Genomic DNA, 14904 nt, shown 5'->3' with positions numbered 1-14904 from the left:
CTCTTGCAGGGTGAATGAAGATGGAATTTCATAACCTTCTGAATAAGCGAACGGTTTCGTCCGTCCCTTTCTCAGCAGAAATGCGTGCGTGAATTTCCGGTTGCCGGCCATGCCGGCGGGCCTCGATCGTTTCCCTGGGAGGATATCGTGCAGCGGAATGTCCATCGGATGATCGGGGCGCTCGCCGCCTGTCTTCTCTTTCTTGCAGCACCCGCGGCCTTCGCCGCCGAACGCTATGCGCTCCTCATCGGCAATGCCGAATACGAGGATGCCGAACCGCTGGAAAACCCGCTGAACGATATCGACCTCGTCGGCGAGGCGCTGGAGCGGGTCAATTTTTCCGTGACGCGCGCCACCGATGTCGACCATCTCGGCATGCTGTCGGCCCTCAACAATTTTACCCGCGTGGCGGAAAAGGCAGAGAATCCGGTGCTCTTCGTCTATTTCTCCGGCTATGCCGTGCAGATCGGCGGCGACAACTTTCTCCTGCCGACCGATGCGTCGGGCCGCACGCTGACCGGTCTGCGCAATCGCTCGCTCGCCGTCTCCGAGGTCACCGAAACCCTGCGCAAGCTCGGCACCGGCCTCAAGGTCGTGCTGTTCGACGCGGCCCATGAAAACCCGTTCCTCACGCTGCGCGACATCCCGGATGGCCTTGCCGAGCCGAAGAACGCCGAGGGCATCCACTATGCCTATGCGTCGGCGCCGGGCACGGCCTACGACTACGAGGGCACGCCGATCAGCCCCTTCGCCTCCGCCTTCGTCGACGCGATCAGCATTCCCGGCATCTTGCTGGAGGACGCCTTCCGTAAGACCGGGGAGATCGTGAAGGAGCGCAGCAAGGGCAAGCAGGAAACCTGGCAGAGCGATGCCGACTACGGCAAGTTCGCGCTCAGCCCCAAGGACGACAAGGTCGATCCGGCGGAAATCGCCTTCTACGAATTCGCCTCGCTCGCCGATAACCGCGAAGCCTATGACCGCTATCTCAGCCGCTATCCGGAGGGCGTCTTCGCCTATATCGCGCAGCGCAAGATCGATCTGCTCGGCAAGCGTTTCGAGGGCGACCACAAAGACACGGGCAACCTGCCCTATCTCAGCATCGCCAACGACCGGCACGATCCCTGCGGTCGCCTGACCTTCGGCGGCAGCAAGAGCGACCGCCGCCTTTCCGATCTCTACAAGGACGGCCAGCTCGTGCTCGTCGATTTCAGCTTCTGGTATCCGCCGGAAAGCTGCGACTACATCTCCTATTTCTCGACAGTCTATTCGCATGAGCGGCTGCGCAACATCATCACCTCGGCAAGCATTCCCGAGCGCCGCATCTACGTCGCGAGCCAGGATGACCTGAGCCCGAGCGAAGAGCGCGCGATCTACGACTATTTCGACGAGGATCGCCGCGGCTACGCCCAGTCGCTGATGTTCCGCGCCATCAACGAGGAGCGCCGCCACGGCCTCGGTATCGCGGTGAAGACGCCGGACGACAATGCCCGCGAATATGTCGACGAGGTCGCGTGCGGCGACGGCTGCCTGCGCTTCCGCGGCCTGGTGCGCTTCCGCGACAACAGCGGGCGTTCGCTGGAGGATTACGAGTTCGAATTCGTCGACGTGCGCCGCCTCGGCTTCTACGACAAATACCGCGATGCCCTGCGGGATTTCCCGAGCGACGAGCACGCTTCGAATGACAGCGCGAGCCACGAGACGAAAACGGATGGTTACGCCGACACCGCTTCGTCGAGCCATGACAGCGGCTATGGCTCGGATGCCGATCCGTACCGTTCGTCGCGTTCGGTCGGCGGCTGGGACATCGTCGCGGATTTTTCCGGCGACCGCTTCCTCAACTGCCGCGCCACCCGCCGCGGCGATGGCGACCGCTATGCCGCCTTCCGCTGGTACTACGACGGCCACGTGACCTTCGGCTTCCAGGACAAGGGATACGACTACGGCAACGACTATACGAATGACGCGAAATACTGGATCGACGACGGACAGGGCTACGACATCCACGGCAAGGCCTATGGCGGCCAGGAAATCGCCTACGATCTCGGCCGCGACCGTTCGGTGATCGATGCCCTGAAACGCGGCAACCACATCCGCATCGGCGATATCAGCACCAGCCTCAAGGGTTCGAGCGCGATGCTGGACGATCTGCAGGAGTGCGTCGGGGCGTTCCGGTAGGCGCAGTCGGGCGCTCTTGCGACGTGGCAAATATGTGCTATTTTCGTAGCACATATTTGGAGATGTCCGCATGAGCAATACAGTAAAAATTCGCCGTCAAGGAGGGGCTACGGTCTTCAGTGTTCCGCCTGCGATGCTGAAGATGCTGGGCGCGGAAGTGGGTACGGAATTGACCCTGACCGTCAACAACGGATCGCTCGTCGCAACGCCCGCTCAACCAAAGAAGCGATATACGCTGGCACAGCTTCTGGAAGGGGCCGACGAGATGGCCGACCTGAACAAGCAGGCCGCTGCATGGCAGGGCGGTGGCCGCGTCGGAAACGAAACGTTCTGATGGTTCGCAGCAACGTTCCGAAGCGGGGTGACGTGTTCATCGTCGATCTGAACCCGGTGGTGGGCAACGAGATGAGGGATGAACACCGCTGCGTCGTGATCACCCCGCGCGAGATCAACGCAGTCGGCATGTGTCTTGTCGTGCCAATTACGACAGGAGGCGCGTTTGCCCGCAAGGCCGGACTGGCCGTGAATATTTCAGGCCACAGGACGACGGGCGTTGCGCTTTGCAATCAGGTGCGGGGACTGGATATCGTGGAGCGGGTGAAAAACAAAACCGCTCGCTTCGTCGAAACACTGGACAATTACACCACAGACGAGATCGCTGCGCGTGTGGTCAGCATGATCGACCCCGCATAGGCACGCCGCGGGAAGGGTTGGCCCTTCCCGCAAGGACCGAGCCTACACCTTCCCCGCCACCTTGATCGCGAACGCATATTCGAACGCGATCTCCTCCAGCCGCTGGAAGCGCCCGGACGCGCCGCCGTGGCCGGCGCCCATGTTGGTCTTGAGGAGGATGGGTTCGCTGCCGGTGGTTTTTTCGCGCAGTTTGGCGACCCATTTGGTGGGCTCCCAGTAGGTGACGCGCGGGTCGGTGAGGCCGGAAAGTGCCAGGATCGCCGGGTAGGCCTTCGCCTCGACATTGTCGTAGGGCGAGTAGCTGGCCATCAGCTGGTAAAAATCCTTGCTGTCGATCGGGTTGCCCCACTCCGGCCATTCCGGCGGGGTGAGTGGCAGCGTGTCGTCCAGCATGGTGTTGAGCACGTCCACGAAGGGCACGGCGGCGATGATGCCGCCGAATTTTTCCGGCGCCATGTTGGCAATCGCGCCCATCAGCATGCCGCCGGCCGATCCGCCTTCCGCGACGATGTTCGCGTAGGAGGTGAACTTCTCTTGATTCAGATAGTCGGCCGCTGCGATGAAGTCCTTGAACGTATTGGTCTTCCTGTCCATCTTGCCGTTTTCGTACCAGGCAAAACCCTTGTCCTTGCCGCCGCGGATATGGGCGATGGCATAGACGAAGCCGCGATCGACGAGCGACAGGCAATTGGTGTTGAAGGACGCCGGGATGGTGATGCCGTAGGCGCCGTAGCCGTAGAGCAGGCAGGGGGCGGAACCGTCGAGCGGCGTATCTTTCCGGTAGAGCAGGGTGACGGGCACCTGTTCGCCGTCCCAGGCTGGCGCGAAGACGCGCCGGGTGACGTAGTCGTCGGGGTTATGGCCGGAGGGCACTTCCTGCGTCTTCAGGAGCGTGCGCTCGCGCGTCGCCATATTGTAGTCGAAGAGCTGCGCGGGCGTCGTCATCGAGGAATAGGAGAAGCGGATGACATCCGTATCGTATTCGGCGGCACCGGAAAGGCCGAGCGAGTAGGCCTCCTCATCGAAGGCGATGGCGTGTTCCTCGCCCGTCTTGCGATCGCGCACGACGATGCGCGGCAGGCCCTCATGGCGCTCCAGCCAGACGAGGTGGCGGGCAAAGGCCATGTGGTTGAGGATCAGCGTGCCGGCACGGTGCGGCACGACCTCGGTCCAGTTCTCGCGACCCGGCGCCGTCACCGGCGTTTCCATGATCTTGAAGTCCTTGGCGCCGTCGGCATTGGTCAGGATGTAGAAGACGTCGCCGCCTTCCGTCATCGCATATTCGAGGCCGGTCTGGCGCGGCGTGACGATAACCGGATTGGCCAGCAGGTCCTTGGTGGAAAGCAGGCGGTATTCGCTCGTCTCGTGGTCGTGGATGTCGATATAGATAATATCGTCGAGCAGCGAGCCGCCGACCGACATGAAGAAGCCCGCATCCTTCTCCTCATAGACCAGCCGGTCGTTCTCCTGGCGATCGCCGAGGATGTGGTGGAAGATCTTTGACGGGCGGTGATTCTCGTCGAGCGCGGTGTAGAAGAAGCTCCTGGCATCCGGCGCCCAGACGCCGTCGCCGCCGGTATTGACGAGCGTGTCGGTGCGGTCCTCGCCGGTCGCAAGGTTGCGCACCTTCAGCGTGAAATATTCCGAGCCCTTGTCGTCATAGCCCCAGATGCCGACCGAATGGTCCGTCGAATGATCGATGCCGGAGAGACGGAAATAGTCCTTGCCGGCGGCCTCCTTGTCGCCGTCGAGCAGCACGGTGCGTTCGCCGCCGTCGCGGGGCTCGCGGAAGTAACGCGGCTGCTCGCCGCCGGTGACATAGGCGGTGCCATAGGCAAACGGGCCGTCCTTCATCGGAACGGAGCTGTCGTCTTCCTTGATGCGGCCGCGCATCTCGGCAAACAGCGTCTTCTGCAACGCCTCCGTGTCGGCCATCGCGGCGGTCATATAGGCGTTTTCCGCCTCCAGATGCGTGCGGATTTCCGGCTGGAGGATCGAAGGATCCTTGAACATGGCCTGCCAGTTCTCGTCGCGGAACCAGGCGTAATCATCCGTCCGGGTGATGCCGTGGCGGGTGTCGGAGATCGGCTTCTTGGCAGCGACGGGAGCGGCGGGCAGGTTTTTGAAGACGGACAAGATTTCACTCCGGCAAATCGGTAGGCGGGATCAAACAGATAGAGAGCCCGGCCCGCCGCATCAAGCGGCTTTGCCACTGGCTGTCGTTCTTAATCACCCCGGCAGGCTGCGGCGGGCCTTGCGCTTGGCGGGACGCAGCTCGTCGGCGATCGTCATGCCGATGATGGAAAGGGGGAGGGCCAGCATGGCGCCGGCAGCGCCCCACATCCAGGTCCAGAAGATGATGGCGGTGAAGATGATGAAGGCGTTGACCTCCAGCCGCTTGCCCATCACCGCCGGCATGATGAGGTTTTCCATGGCAAGGTGCACGAGGAAGAAGGCGAGGGCCGGCAGCAGGCCCATCAGCATCGTCTCGTGGGTCAGGAGACCGGCGGTGGCAAGCGCGATCGTCATCAGCGCCACGCCGAGGAACGGCACGAAGCTGGAGAGAAAGGCGAACAGGCCCCAGAGCGCGGGCATGGCAAGCCCACCGCCCCAGGCGATGAGGGCGGTAACCACGCCGAGCGAGCCATAGACCAGCGTCGCGGTCGCGAAATAGAAGCCGAGTGCCTTGTCGACGGCGTTCATGATGCGGATGGTGGTCAACCGCTGGCCGCGGCGCGGAAAGGCCAGGATGATCATCTGGCGCAGCTTCAGCCGCGCCGAAAGGAAGAGCACGAGGGCGGCGAAGAAAATCATCGCCTGCAACAAAGCGGGGGTGAGGCTGGCGGAAAGAATGCCAAGAATGCTGCCGGTATTTTCCAGCACCTTTTCCATCGACATCTGCGTGCCCTGGAAGGTTTCCGGGCTGATGTTCAGCCAGCCGAGGCGGGAGATGAGTGGTGTTACGCGATCATAGGCGCCGCGCACCAGATCCGGCGCATCCGCGGCGAGCTGGCTGATCGGCTCGGCCAGCATGCCGGCGATGAAGAAGACGCCGACGCCGAACAGGCCGGCAAGCAGCAATGCCGTCGGCAGCGGGGGGATGCCCAGCTCATGCAGCCTTTCCGCAGCCACGCCGAAGATCAGCCCGGTGACGACGGCAAGCGACAGCGGAATGAGGATCGGCGCCATGAGATAGACGACGCCCATGGCCATGATGGTGAAAATGCCGATCACCGCCCATGCGGCGGCGATATCGAGGCCGTAGCGGCGCGGCGCCTGTTCGACGAGACCACTTTCCAGGTCGAGGCCGCTTCGCAGGAGCCTCCGTTCAGCCGGCTGTCCCGACACGTCATGCATGGCACGTTCCCCAGTTCCGCCGCAGAACGCGCGATAGGGATGGAAGTTCCGTGCCCGTCGGTTGAAACCCTGAGTCGGTTGCCACCGGTTGTCAAATCGACATATTCCCCGTTAACCCCGAATTAAGACGTCGACACTGACGCCACGAAGAGGAGCCGATCGTTGAAACGGCAGACAACCCGGCTCGTAGCCGCCCTTTGCACCCTCGCGCTCGCGCCGCTCGTCGCATCCCCCGCGATGGCGATCGATGCCCGCATCCGCAGCCAGCTCCAGAAGCTGACGCCGGAAGAGCGGCTGGAGCAGCGCTGCGATATGGAAGCGATGGACAAGATCAGCGGCGACAAGGACGGCTTCCGCCCGGACAAGGTGATCGCCTATGCCTTTGGCGATCCCAAGCTGGACGGCACGACCTTCAAGACCCGCGGTGCGGTCTTCCGCAGCGGCGGCGAATGGTATCGTCTCTCGTACAAATGCGAGGCGAGCGCCGACCGGCTGGAGGTCAATGCTTTCAAGTACAAGATCGGCGACATGGTGCCGCGCGCGGATTGGGCGGCGCACTACCTGTACGACTAGGTGGTCAAAAAGCTGCGGGCAAACAGCGCGATAGCGCTGTTTCCGGAATCAGTTAGTTTGAAATCGATATGAAAAGCCGGCGCCTTTTCAGACGCCGGCTTTTTGTTTCAGGCCGAAAGCTTCAGCCCGATGCCCCACGGATCGATGAGCGAGACCGTATCGCCCGAGCGGGTGGTCGGGATGGCAAGCGTATCCAGCTGCTTGAGGGCCGTCTCCAGCTTGGCCGGGTCGTTGAAGCGGATCGTGTAGTCGGCAAGGCCGGTCATGCCGTCCTGCCGCTTCGGCTGGCCCTGCGAATTCCACACATTGGCCGCGACGTGGTGATGATACTTGCCGGTCGCGAAGAAGCTCGCGCCGGGATAGCTCGTCATGATGTCGAGGCCGAGCACGTCGTGGAAGAAGGCGTTGGCCTCCGGCATGTCCGAAACCTGGAGATGGATATGGCCGATGACGGTGCCATTCTCCTGGCCGGTCCAGCCATCCTTCGGCGCTTCGTCATAGAGCGCCTGCAGGTCGAGCCGCAGCGTTGCCATCTTCACCTTTCCATCCGGCACATAGGTCCATTCGGACCGGTCGCGGTCGCGATAGATCTCGATGCCGTTGCCTTCCGGGTCATCGAGATAGATCGCCTCGCTGACGAGGTGGTCGGAGGCGCCGGTGAGCTGCACGTTGTTGTGCGCGGCATGCGCCAGCCAGCGGCCGAGTTCCTTGCGGTTCGGCACCAGGAAGGCGGTGTGGAAGAGGCCCGGCGCATTGCGCGGCGCGCGGGCGGCATTGCTGCCGGTCGTCAGCGTCAGTAGCGGGCGGCCGGCGACGCCGAGCGTCTCGCCGGAGGCAGACGTGTCGAGCACCGTCAGGCCCATCGCCTGCTGGTAGAAGGCCGACTGCATCGGCAGGTCGATCACCGACAGATGCGCGTGATCGACGAAGGCCGGCATGTCGACGGCGTGGGTCTCGGTCATGGTGGCAGTCTCCGCGTGCGTGGGGCCGGCCTTGGCGACAGCGATGCCAGCGGCGGCAGCGCCGAGAAATGTCCGTCTGTCGAAGTCCGTCATGATATCATCCCGTTTCGGTTTCCCCTGGAAACCGTTCTGTAGGGGTCAATATGGCGGAGCCGCTTCGTTCACGAAAGGTGGCGCTTTGGTGATTTACTGTCAATGTGGTGTTGACGACGGCTGTTTTGGAACTTGACCCGGATCAATGACGTTGAACGGCGGCGATGGCAATTTCGGTGTAGATCGCGAAATGAAGGAGACCGGTATCGTGACGGACATGGCGCATTACAAGGACATTCTTCTCGGCCGCAAGCGCGAGCTTAACAGCCGTTTGCAGAGGATCGAGACGGATCTCGACACGCTGAAAAGCGGCGACAGCGCCGACCGGGCGACCGAGCGGGAGAACGACGAGGTGCTGGAGGAATTCGGCACCAATGGCCTCAAGGAAATCGAAGCCATCGATGCCGCCCTCGACCGGATCGCCGCCGGCACCTTCGGCACCTGCGCCAAATGCGGCGGACCGATTTCGCCCGCGCGCCTTGCTGCCGTTCCCCATGCGGCACTGTGTGAAGAGTGCATCGCGCAGCAGTGAGATGACAGGCGGCAAACTTTCGTGATCCCCGCGGGCGGCCGTTCCCCTTGCCCGCGCGGGACAAACACGCCACCATGGACGGCAGATGAAATGCAGGGCCGGTCGCGGTGGAAATCAAGGGCATCAAGTGGAACTATGACCGCTACGAGGTCATCGCCGACGGCATCGTGCACGGCGTTGGCCTGGTCTTGGCGCTGATCGGCGTCACGGCGCTGATCTTCTATGCCACCGTCTGGGCTTCGAGCGGTCAACTGGCTGCGGCCTGGGTCTATGGCGTCGGTCTGGTGCTCGTGCTCGCCACCTCCTTTGCCTACAATATCTGGCCGGTCTCCAACGTAAAGTGGCACCTGCGCCGCTTCGACCATTCGGCAATTTTCATCCTGATCGCCGGCACATACACGCCGTTCCTGCAACGCGGCATCGAGGACCCCTTTCTGGCCGGCATGCTGGTCTTCCTCTGGCTGATGGCGGCGGCCGGCGTGGCGTTGAAATTCCTCTTTCCCGGTCGCTTCGACCGGCTGGCGATCCTCATCTATCTCGGCATGGGCTGGAGCGGCGTGCTCGCCTTCGGCCCGCTGATGACGCATCTTTCCACCGCGACGCTGACGCTGATCGTGGTCGGCGGCCTGCTCTATTCGGTCGGCGTCATCTTCCATGTATGGGAGAAGCTGCGCTTCCAGAACGCCATCTGGCATGGTTTCGTTGTGTCGGCCGCCGCCGTGCACTACTCGGCGGTCGTCACCAGCGTGGTTTCCAGCGTCTGACCGATCCTGCTACCGCGCGGCCGGCGCAGCACCCTGCGCATTCGTGCAGCCCTCGGCCGGATGCAGCGATTTCACCAGTCTGCCGACGAGCGGCGAAATCTCCGCCTTCATCGATTGCGGATAGTCCAGCACGAAGGAGGCGACGGCATCGCCGCACAGCGCGATGACCCGGTGATACAGAATCCGGTCGCCGCGCGTACCTGAAAGGCTCGCCCAGCCCGTCGTCTGCCGGTCGTAGCTCAGGTCCCAGCCTTGCTGGCCGTAGGTCACGCGCCGGTCGGCAACCTCTTCCGCGAAATCACCGGCCGTCAGATAATTTGCCCAGACGGCGAGCGTCGCGCCGCCATTGCCGTAGGTTCGACCGTCACCATTGTCCGCTTCGCGCACCAGCGCAAAGCCAGGCGGGATATCGACCGCAAAGCCGAAGCGGGCGTTGGCATAGGGCTCCCACCCGGCGGCAAGGGCAGGGGCGGGGAGGATGAGGAGAAGCAGAAAAAGCAAACGTTGCATGGTGGCCACTCGCTGATGCGTCAACGACAAGACGGACAAAGGCGGGCCTTTCATCGCCAGCCCTGCGAGCAGGCTGGACAGCTTTCCCGCTCCTCCTGTATGGCATGAGGCAAAACCGGGGGGAACCATGGACATTACAATACGCGATGCCGCGGAGGGCGATCTTCCCGCCATCATGGACATCTACAACGATGCCGTCGTCAATACCACGGCGATCTGGAACGAGGCCGTCGTCGACCTCGCCAACCGCAAGGCCTGGTTCGCCGCCCGCCGCGAGCGGGATTTCCCGGTGCTTGTCGCCGTGCGCGGCAAGCAGGTGATCGGCTATGCCTCCTATGGCGATTGGCGGGCCTTCGATGGCTTTCGCCATACGGTCGAGCATTCCGTCTACATCCGCGGCGAGGCGCGCGGCACGGGAACGGGTAAGCGCCTGATGAAGGCCCTGATAGACCGCGCCAGCTTCAACGGCATCCATGTCATGGTCGGCTGTATCGAGGCGGAGAACGTCGCCTCGATCAAGCTGCACGAAAAGCTCGGCTTCCGCATGGTCGGCCGGTTCAGCGAGGTCGGCATCAAGTTCGGCCGCTGGCTCGACCTCGCGTGCATGGAACTGAGGGTGCCGAAGCGCTGATCAGTCCGGATCGAAGCTGAGCGCCACGCCGTTCATGCAGAAGCGCAGGCCGGTCGGCGGTGGCCCGTCGGGGAAGACATGACCGAGATGGGCGTCGCAATCGGTGCAGCGGATTTCCGTGCGCGTCATGCCATAGGAATGGTCCGAGTGGTCCGTTATCGCGCCGGGCTCGATCGGCTCGTAGAAACTCGGCCAGCCGGTGCCGGAATTGAACTTCGCCTCGGACCTGTAGAGCGGCCTGTTGCAGCAGATGCAATGATAGGTGCCCTTTTTGGAGAGGTCGAAGTCGGGGCTGGAGAAGGCCCGCTCCGTGCCGTGTTCGCGCGTGATGCGGAATTGCTCTGGCGTCAGGATCTGTCGCCACTCTTCCTTCGTCTTGTTGACCTTCAATGTTGTCGTGTCGCTCATGGGTGCCTCCTGTTGCTCCTTAAATAGGATGACAAATGCGGCAAGACAATTGCTGCGGCGTCTCTTCGCCGGACTCGCAATCCCACGGCGCCTGCGTTAAGGTAATACCGGTTTCACACAAGGTATTACCGAGGTCTCGATGGGAGCGACAGTCACCAGCAAAGGGCAGGTCACGATCCCGAAGGCCGTTCGTGATTTCCTCGGCATCGGCCCCGGCAGCAAGGTGGAGTTCCGGCGGGTGGAAGATGGCAGCGTCGTCGTCGTACCGCTTGGCAAGTCGCGGCCGGAAAGCCGGTTCGCGCAATTGCGCGGGCAGGCCGGCGCCGGCATGACGACGGACGAGATCATGGCGCTGACCCGCGGCGAAGACTGACCATGGTGCTGGTCGACACGAATGTGCTGCTCGACCTTGTGACCGCCGATCCCGTCTGGGCCGATTGGTCGGTGGCCGAACTGGAGGCGGCAGCACTTGTCGGCCCCCTTGCCATCAACGATGTCATCTATGCCGAACTCTCCGTGCGATACCCGGATATCGCCGATCTCGACACGATGATCGCAACCGCCGCGCTCGAGCACCTGCCGATACCGAAGGAGGCGCTTTTTCTCGCCGGCAAGGCCTTTCAGGCCTATCGCAAGGCTGGCGGAAGCCGCACCGGCGTGCTGCCGGATTTCTTCATCGGCGCGCATGCGGCTGTGGCGGGATGGACGTTGATCACCCGCGATGCCGGGCGCTATCGCACGTATTTCCCCAATCTCGATCTGCGAACGCCTGACGAGAAGAACAAACAAGGCGCGTGAAAACGCCGCGCCCTTGCGCTTCAAGGGTGGTGATTTTGGCCATACCGACGTAGAAACAGCGCTCTGACGATGAAATCCTGCCAATGGAGAGCGAATGACACCAGACACGATGGGGCTGACCTTCCTTGCCTTCTGTCTGCCGTTTCTCGGCGCGCTGGTCGCGCCGGCGCTGACGCGTCTGCTCGGCCACAATGCCGCCTGGCCGCTGGCGCTCATTCCACTCGCCGTCTTCCTGCATTTCCTCGGGTTCAATGCGGAAGTATCGCGCGGTGAGATCGTCACGGGCGGCTATGCCTGGGTGCCGTCCTACAATGTCAGCTTTTCCTGGCTGATCGACGGCCTGTCGCTCGCCTTCCTGCTGTTGATCTCCGGCATCGGCACGCTGATCGTGCTCTATTCTGGCGGTTACCTGAAAGGACACAAGCATCAGGGGCGGTTCTTCTCGTTCATCCTGATGTTCATGGGATCGATGCTCGGGCTTGTCGCCTCCGACAGTTTCCTGATGCTCTTCGTCTTCTGGGAGTTGACCTCGATCACCTCCTTCCTGCTGATCGGCTTCGACCACGCGCGCGAGGCCTCGCGCCGGGCCGCACTCCAGGCGCTGATCGTGACGGGCGGTGGCGGGCTGTTCCTGCTCGCCGGCCTGCTGCTGCTCTGGAACGTCACCGACGTGACGCAGCTTTCGCTTCTGATGTCCTTCGGCGCGGAGGTGCGGGCGAGCCCGTTCTATCTGCCGATGCTCTTCCTCGTCCTCGGCGGCGCCTTCACCAAGTCGGCGCAATTTCCCTTCCATTTCTGGCTGCCGAACGCCATGGAGGCGCCGACGCCGGTTTCCGCCTACCTGCATTCGGCGACCATGGTGAAGGCCGGTGTCTATCTCCTGATGCGGCTCAATCCGGTGATGGGCGGCACGCCCGCCTGGGAAACCATCCTGCCGGCCTTCGGCGGGTTGACGCTGCTGGTCGGCGCCGTGCTCGCCATCCGCCAGACGGACCTGAAGCTGATGCTCGCCTATACGACGGTCGCCTCGCTCGGCCTGCTGGTGATGCTCACGGGCTTCGGCTCCGAACATGCGGTCGCCGCCGCGGCGCTCTATCTCGTGGCGCATTCGCTGTTCAAGGGCGCGCTCTTCATGGTCGCCGGCCTGATCGACCACGAGACCGGCACCCGCGACATAACAAAACTCGGCGGCCTGCGCCGCGCCATGCCGGTCACTTTCCTTGCTGCCCTGCTGGCCGCGCTGTCGATGGCCGGCCTGCCACCCTTCTTCGGCTTCCTGGCGAAGGAGGAGATCTATGGAGCGCTTGCCGGCGGCAGCCTGCGCGCCATCGCCTTCACGGCGGCTGCGGTCATCGGCAACAGCCTGATGTTCGCCGTCGCCTTCGCCGTGGCGCTGAAACCGTTCCTCGGCGCGCGCGTCGAAACGCCGAAACATCCACATGAAGGGCCTGCCTTGCTGTGGATCGGACCGATGCTGCTCGCGGTCAAGGGGCTGGTGATCGGCATCTTCTCCACCGTGGCGCACGCCCTGCTGACCTCGCCGCTCGCCTCCGCCATTGCCGGAAAGCCGGAGACCGTCACCATTTCGGCGATCCCGCACTTTGGTGCGGCGCTGCTGCTTTCCATCCTGACCGTGGCCTTCGGCATCGTCGTCTTCCTGGTGCTTGACAAGGCACGCGCTGCGGCGAATGGGCTGGTCGAGGACATCGGCTGGGGGCCGGACAGGGGCTTCGACCAGGCCATGCGCGGGCTCGTGCGCTTCGCTGTGTTCATCAACCGCCTGACCCAGTCGGGGCGCATGGAAGTCTACATGACCGCGACCTTCGTGGTGGTTGCGCTGGCGCTCCTCGTGCCGCCGGTGGTCTATGGCGAATGGCCGCGTGCACCGGTCTGGCCGGCCAACATGCCATTCTATGAGCTGGCGGTGATGCTGCTGGCGGCGCTTGGCATCGGCGCCGTGCTGGCGGCGAAAAATCGCCTGACGGCCATCGTCGCGCTTGGCGTGCAGGGCTTTTGCGTCGCCTTGCTCTTCCTGCTGTTCGGTGCACCGGACCTTGCCTTCACGCAGTTCATGATCGAGACACTGTCGGTCGTCATCCTGGCGCTCGCCATGACGCGGCTTCAGCTCACGCCGCGCGACCGCCGGCCGCTCAAGGAAAAAATCCCCGATGCCGCAATCGCGATCGCCTGCGGCCTCGGCTTTGCGCTCTATCTGCTGCGCGTGACGCAGGGCCGCTTCGACACGGCGCTCAGCGATTTCTTCAACCTCTATTCCAAGACGATCGCGCACGGCGCCAATGTGGTGAACGTCATCATCGTCGATTTCCGCGGCACGGACACGCTGGGCGAAATCGCCGTCGTTATGGTGACGGGGCTGGCCATCCTCTCGATCATCCGCATCCGCAAGGGCGGCAAGGTGGAGGAAAAGATCTGATGGTTTTTGTCTATGGCTGCCCCCCTCATCCGCCTGCCGGCACCTTCTCCCCGTTGGGGAGAAGGGGACTATCGCTGACGTCTCGTTTCGCTTCTCCCCAACGGGGAGAAGGTGGCCCGGGAGGGCCGGATGAGGGGGCAGTCCACGCCGCTTCTGTGAAGGGGACCCGCCGATGAACACGCTGATCTTCCGCACCGTCGCGCCGTTCCTCACGGCACTCATGGTGCTGTTTTCGCTCTTCGTGCTGCTGCGCGGCCATAACGAGCCGGGCGGCGGTTTTATCGGCGGGCTGATCGCCGTCTCGGCGCTGGCGATCTTCGGTATTGCCAATGGCGTCGACGCCGTGCGCAAGGCCCTGTGGTTCCATCCGATGGCGATCTCGGCCTTCGGCCTGTTCATGGCCTGCCTTGCCGGCTTGATGTCGATGGTCTTTGCCGTGCCCTTCATGACGGGGCTCTGGGTCTATCCGGCGATCCTCGGTGTGGAAATTCCGCTCTCCAGCGTCATGCTGTTCGATGCCGGCGTCTATCTCGTCGTGGTGGGGGCGATCACCTCGATTGCGCTGGCGCTCGAAGCGGGAGACGACCTGTGATGGAACTGCCACTCGTCATGCTCATCGGTGTGTTTTTCGCCGCCGCCGTTTATCTGATGCTGTCGAAGTTCCTGGTGCGCGTGCTGCTCGGCGTGGTGCTGCTCGGCAATGGGGTGAACCTCCTGCTCTTCACCAATGGCCGCATCCTGCGCGAGGTGCCGCCGATCATCCCGGCCGGCCACGACGTGCCGGTGACGTTGACCGCCAATCCGCTGCCGCAGGCGCTCATCCTGACGGCCATCGTTATTTCTTTCTCCTTCTTCGCCTTCCTTCTCGTGCTCGTCTACCGTGCCTATCAGGACCTCGGCACCGATAACGGCAACGAGATGCGCGTGGCGGAGCCGGAGAACGATCCGCTCCCGCCGACCGGCTACTGACAGGA

At 63.1% G+C, this 14904-nt stretch carries 17 protein-coding genes; 12 read left to right on the top strand and 5 right to left on the bottom strand.

Translation table 11 applies throughout. The annotated features are described in order from the left end of the window. The first annotated feature begins 84 nt into the window (after positions 1–84). The 3 genes from ACT6VE_RS21230 (at position 85) to ACT6VE_RS21220 (ending at position 2868) form a co-directional block, all read left to right on the top strand. A complete protein-coding gene (locus ACT6VE_RS21230) occupies positions 85–2175 on the top strand; it encodes a caspase family protein (RefSeq protein ID WP_444800416.1) in 2091 nt (696 codons plus the stop codon). Between the two features lie 70 nt (positions 2176–2245). Then, positions 2246–2509 (top strand): AbrB/MazE/SpoVT family DNA-binding domain-containing protein, encoded by a 264-nt coding sequence (locus ACT6VE_RS21225; protein ID WP_444800415.1) that lies wholly within the window; start codon positions 2246–2248, stop codon positions 2507–2509. Continuing rightward, positions 2509–2868, top strand: a complete 360-nt coding sequence (locus ACT6VE_RS21220) for a type II toxin-antitoxin system PemK/MazF family toxin (protein ID WP_444800414.1) — start codon at positions 2509–2511, stop codon at positions 2866–2868. The genes ACT6VE_RS21225 and ACT6VE_RS21220 overlap by 1 nt, the downstream gene beginning before the upstream one ends. Before the next feature lie 42 nt (positions 2869–2910). Here ACT6VE_RS21220 and ACT6VE_RS21215 read toward each other — a convergent pair whose 3' ends face one another. Beyond that, entirely contained in the window at positions 2911–5004 is a 2094-nt protein-coding gene (locus tag ACT6VE_RS21215) for a S9 family peptidase (RefSeq protein ID WP_444800413.1), read from the bottom strand. A gap of 93 nt (positions 5005–5097) precedes the next feature. Then, positions 5098–6225, bottom strand: coding sequence for an AI-2E family transporter (locus tag ACT6VE_RS21210; protein ID WP_444800412.1), 1128 nt, complete (start codon positions 6223–6225; stop codon positions 5098–5100). Positions 6226–6462: 237 nt separating this feature from the next. On the opposite strand from ACT6VE_RS21210, the gene ACT6VE_RS21205 reads away from it, so the two are divergent. After that, positions 6463–6798 carry a DUF930 domain-containing protein gene (locus ACT6VE_RS21205; protein WP_444800450.1) on the top strand — a complete coding sequence of 112 codons (336 nt, stop codon included), beginning with the start codon at positions 6463–6465 and terminating at the stop codon, positions 6796–6798. Between the two features lie 107 nt (positions 6799–6905). On the opposite strand, the gene ACT6VE_RS21200 is transcribed toward ACT6VE_RS21205, so the two are convergent. After that, the gene (locus ACT6VE_RS21200) at positions 6906–7760 is read right to left on the bottom strand and encodes a VOC family protein (RefSeq protein ID WP_444800449.1); all 855 of its coding nucleotides are present in this window, start codon (positions 7758–7760) and stop codon (positions 6906–6908) included. 310 nt (positions 7761–8070) lie between these two features. Between ACT6VE_RS21200 and ACT6VE_RS21195 the strand changes: the two genes are divergently transcribed. Together ACT6VE_RS21195 and trhA are read left to right on the top strand one after the other, a co-directional pair. Next, the gene (locus ACT6VE_RS21195; protein WP_444800448.1) at positions 8071–8385 is read left to right on the top strand and encodes a TraR/DksA family transcriptional regulator; all 315 of its coding nucleotides are present in this window, start codon (positions 8071–8073) and stop codon (positions 8383–8385) included. Positions 8386–8492: 107 nt separating this feature from the next. Then, complete coding sequence (gene trhA, locus ACT6VE_RS21190) at positions 8493–9149, top strand: PAQR family membrane homeostasis protein TrhA (RefSeq protein WP_444800411.1); 657 nt, start codon at positions 8493–8495, stop codon at positions 9147–9149. A gap of 9 nt (positions 9150–9158) precedes the next feature. Here trhA and ACT6VE_RS21185 read toward each other — a convergent pair whose 3' ends face one another. Beyond that, a complete protein-coding gene (locus tag ACT6VE_RS21185; protein WP_444800410.1) occupies positions 9159–9659 on the bottom strand; it encodes a hypothetical protein in 501 nt (166 codons plus the stop codon). Positions 9660–9786: 127 nt separating this feature from the next. Between ACT6VE_RS21185 and ACT6VE_RS21180 the strand changes: the two genes are divergently transcribed. Beyond that, positions 9787–10290: a GNAT family N-acetyltransferase gene (locus tag ACT6VE_RS21180; protein ID WP_069059437.1), complete on the top strand. Its 504-nt coding sequence runs from the start codon at positions 9787–9789 to the stop codon at positions 10288–10290. Here the strand turns inward: ACT6VE_RS21180 and msrB are convergent, their stop codons facing one another. Beyond that, complete coding sequence (msrB, locus tag ACT6VE_RS21175) at positions 10291–10698, bottom strand: peptide-methionine (R)-S-oxide reductase MsrB (RefSeq protein WP_444800409.1); 408 nt, start codon at positions 10696–10698, stop codon at positions 10291–10293. 139 nt (positions 10699–10837) lie between these two features. Here msrB and ACT6VE_RS21170 point away from each other — a divergent pair, with 139 nt between their 5' ends. The 5 genes from ACT6VE_RS21170 to ACT6VE_RS21150 all read left to right on the top strand — a co-directional run bounded on the left by ACT6VE_RS21170 (position 10838) and on the right by ACT6VE_RS21150 (position 14899). Beyond that, positions 10838–11071 (top strand): AbrB/MazE/SpoVT family DNA-binding domain-containing protein, encoded by a 234-nt coding sequence (locus ACT6VE_RS21170; protein WP_444800408.1) that lies wholly within the window; start codon positions 10838–10840, stop codon positions 11069–11071. A 2-nt stretch (positions 11072–11073) separates the two neighbouring features. After that, complete coding sequence (locus tag ACT6VE_RS21165; protein ID WP_444800407.1) at positions 11074–11496, top strand: type II toxin-antitoxin system VapC family toxin; 423 nt, start codon at positions 11074–11076, stop codon at positions 11494–11496. Positions 11497–11590: 94 nt separating this feature from the next. Next, positions 11591–13930 carry a putative monovalent cation/H+ antiporter subunit A gene (locus tag ACT6VE_RS21160; RefSeq protein WP_444800406.1) on the top strand — a complete coding sequence of 780 codons (2340 nt, stop codon included), beginning with the start codon at positions 11591–11593 and terminating at the stop codon, positions 13928–13930. Between the two features lie 172 nt (positions 13931–14102). Then, complete coding sequence (locus ACT6VE_RS21155) at positions 14103–14522, top strand: Na(+)/H(+) antiporter subunit B (RefSeq protein ID WP_444800405.1); 420 nt, start codon at positions 14103–14105, stop codon at positions 14520–14522. After that, positions 14522–14899, top strand: coding sequence for a Na+/H+ antiporter subunit C (locus ACT6VE_RS21150; protein WP_444800404.1), 378 nt, complete (start codon positions 14522–14524; stop codon positions 14897–14899). The genes ACT6VE_RS21155 and ACT6VE_RS21150 overlap by 1 nt, the downstream gene beginning before the upstream one ends. The last annotated feature ends 5 nt before the right edge of the window (positions 14900–14904 follow it).

This window comes from Shinella sp., from assembly GCF_052438155.1.
Taxonomy (GTDB): domain Bacteria; phylum Pseudomonadota; class Alphaproteobacteria; order Rhizobiales; family Rhizobiaceae; genus Shinella.
Note: the sequence above shows the minus strand (reverse complement) of the source record. Positions and strands in the feature narration are given on the sequence as shown.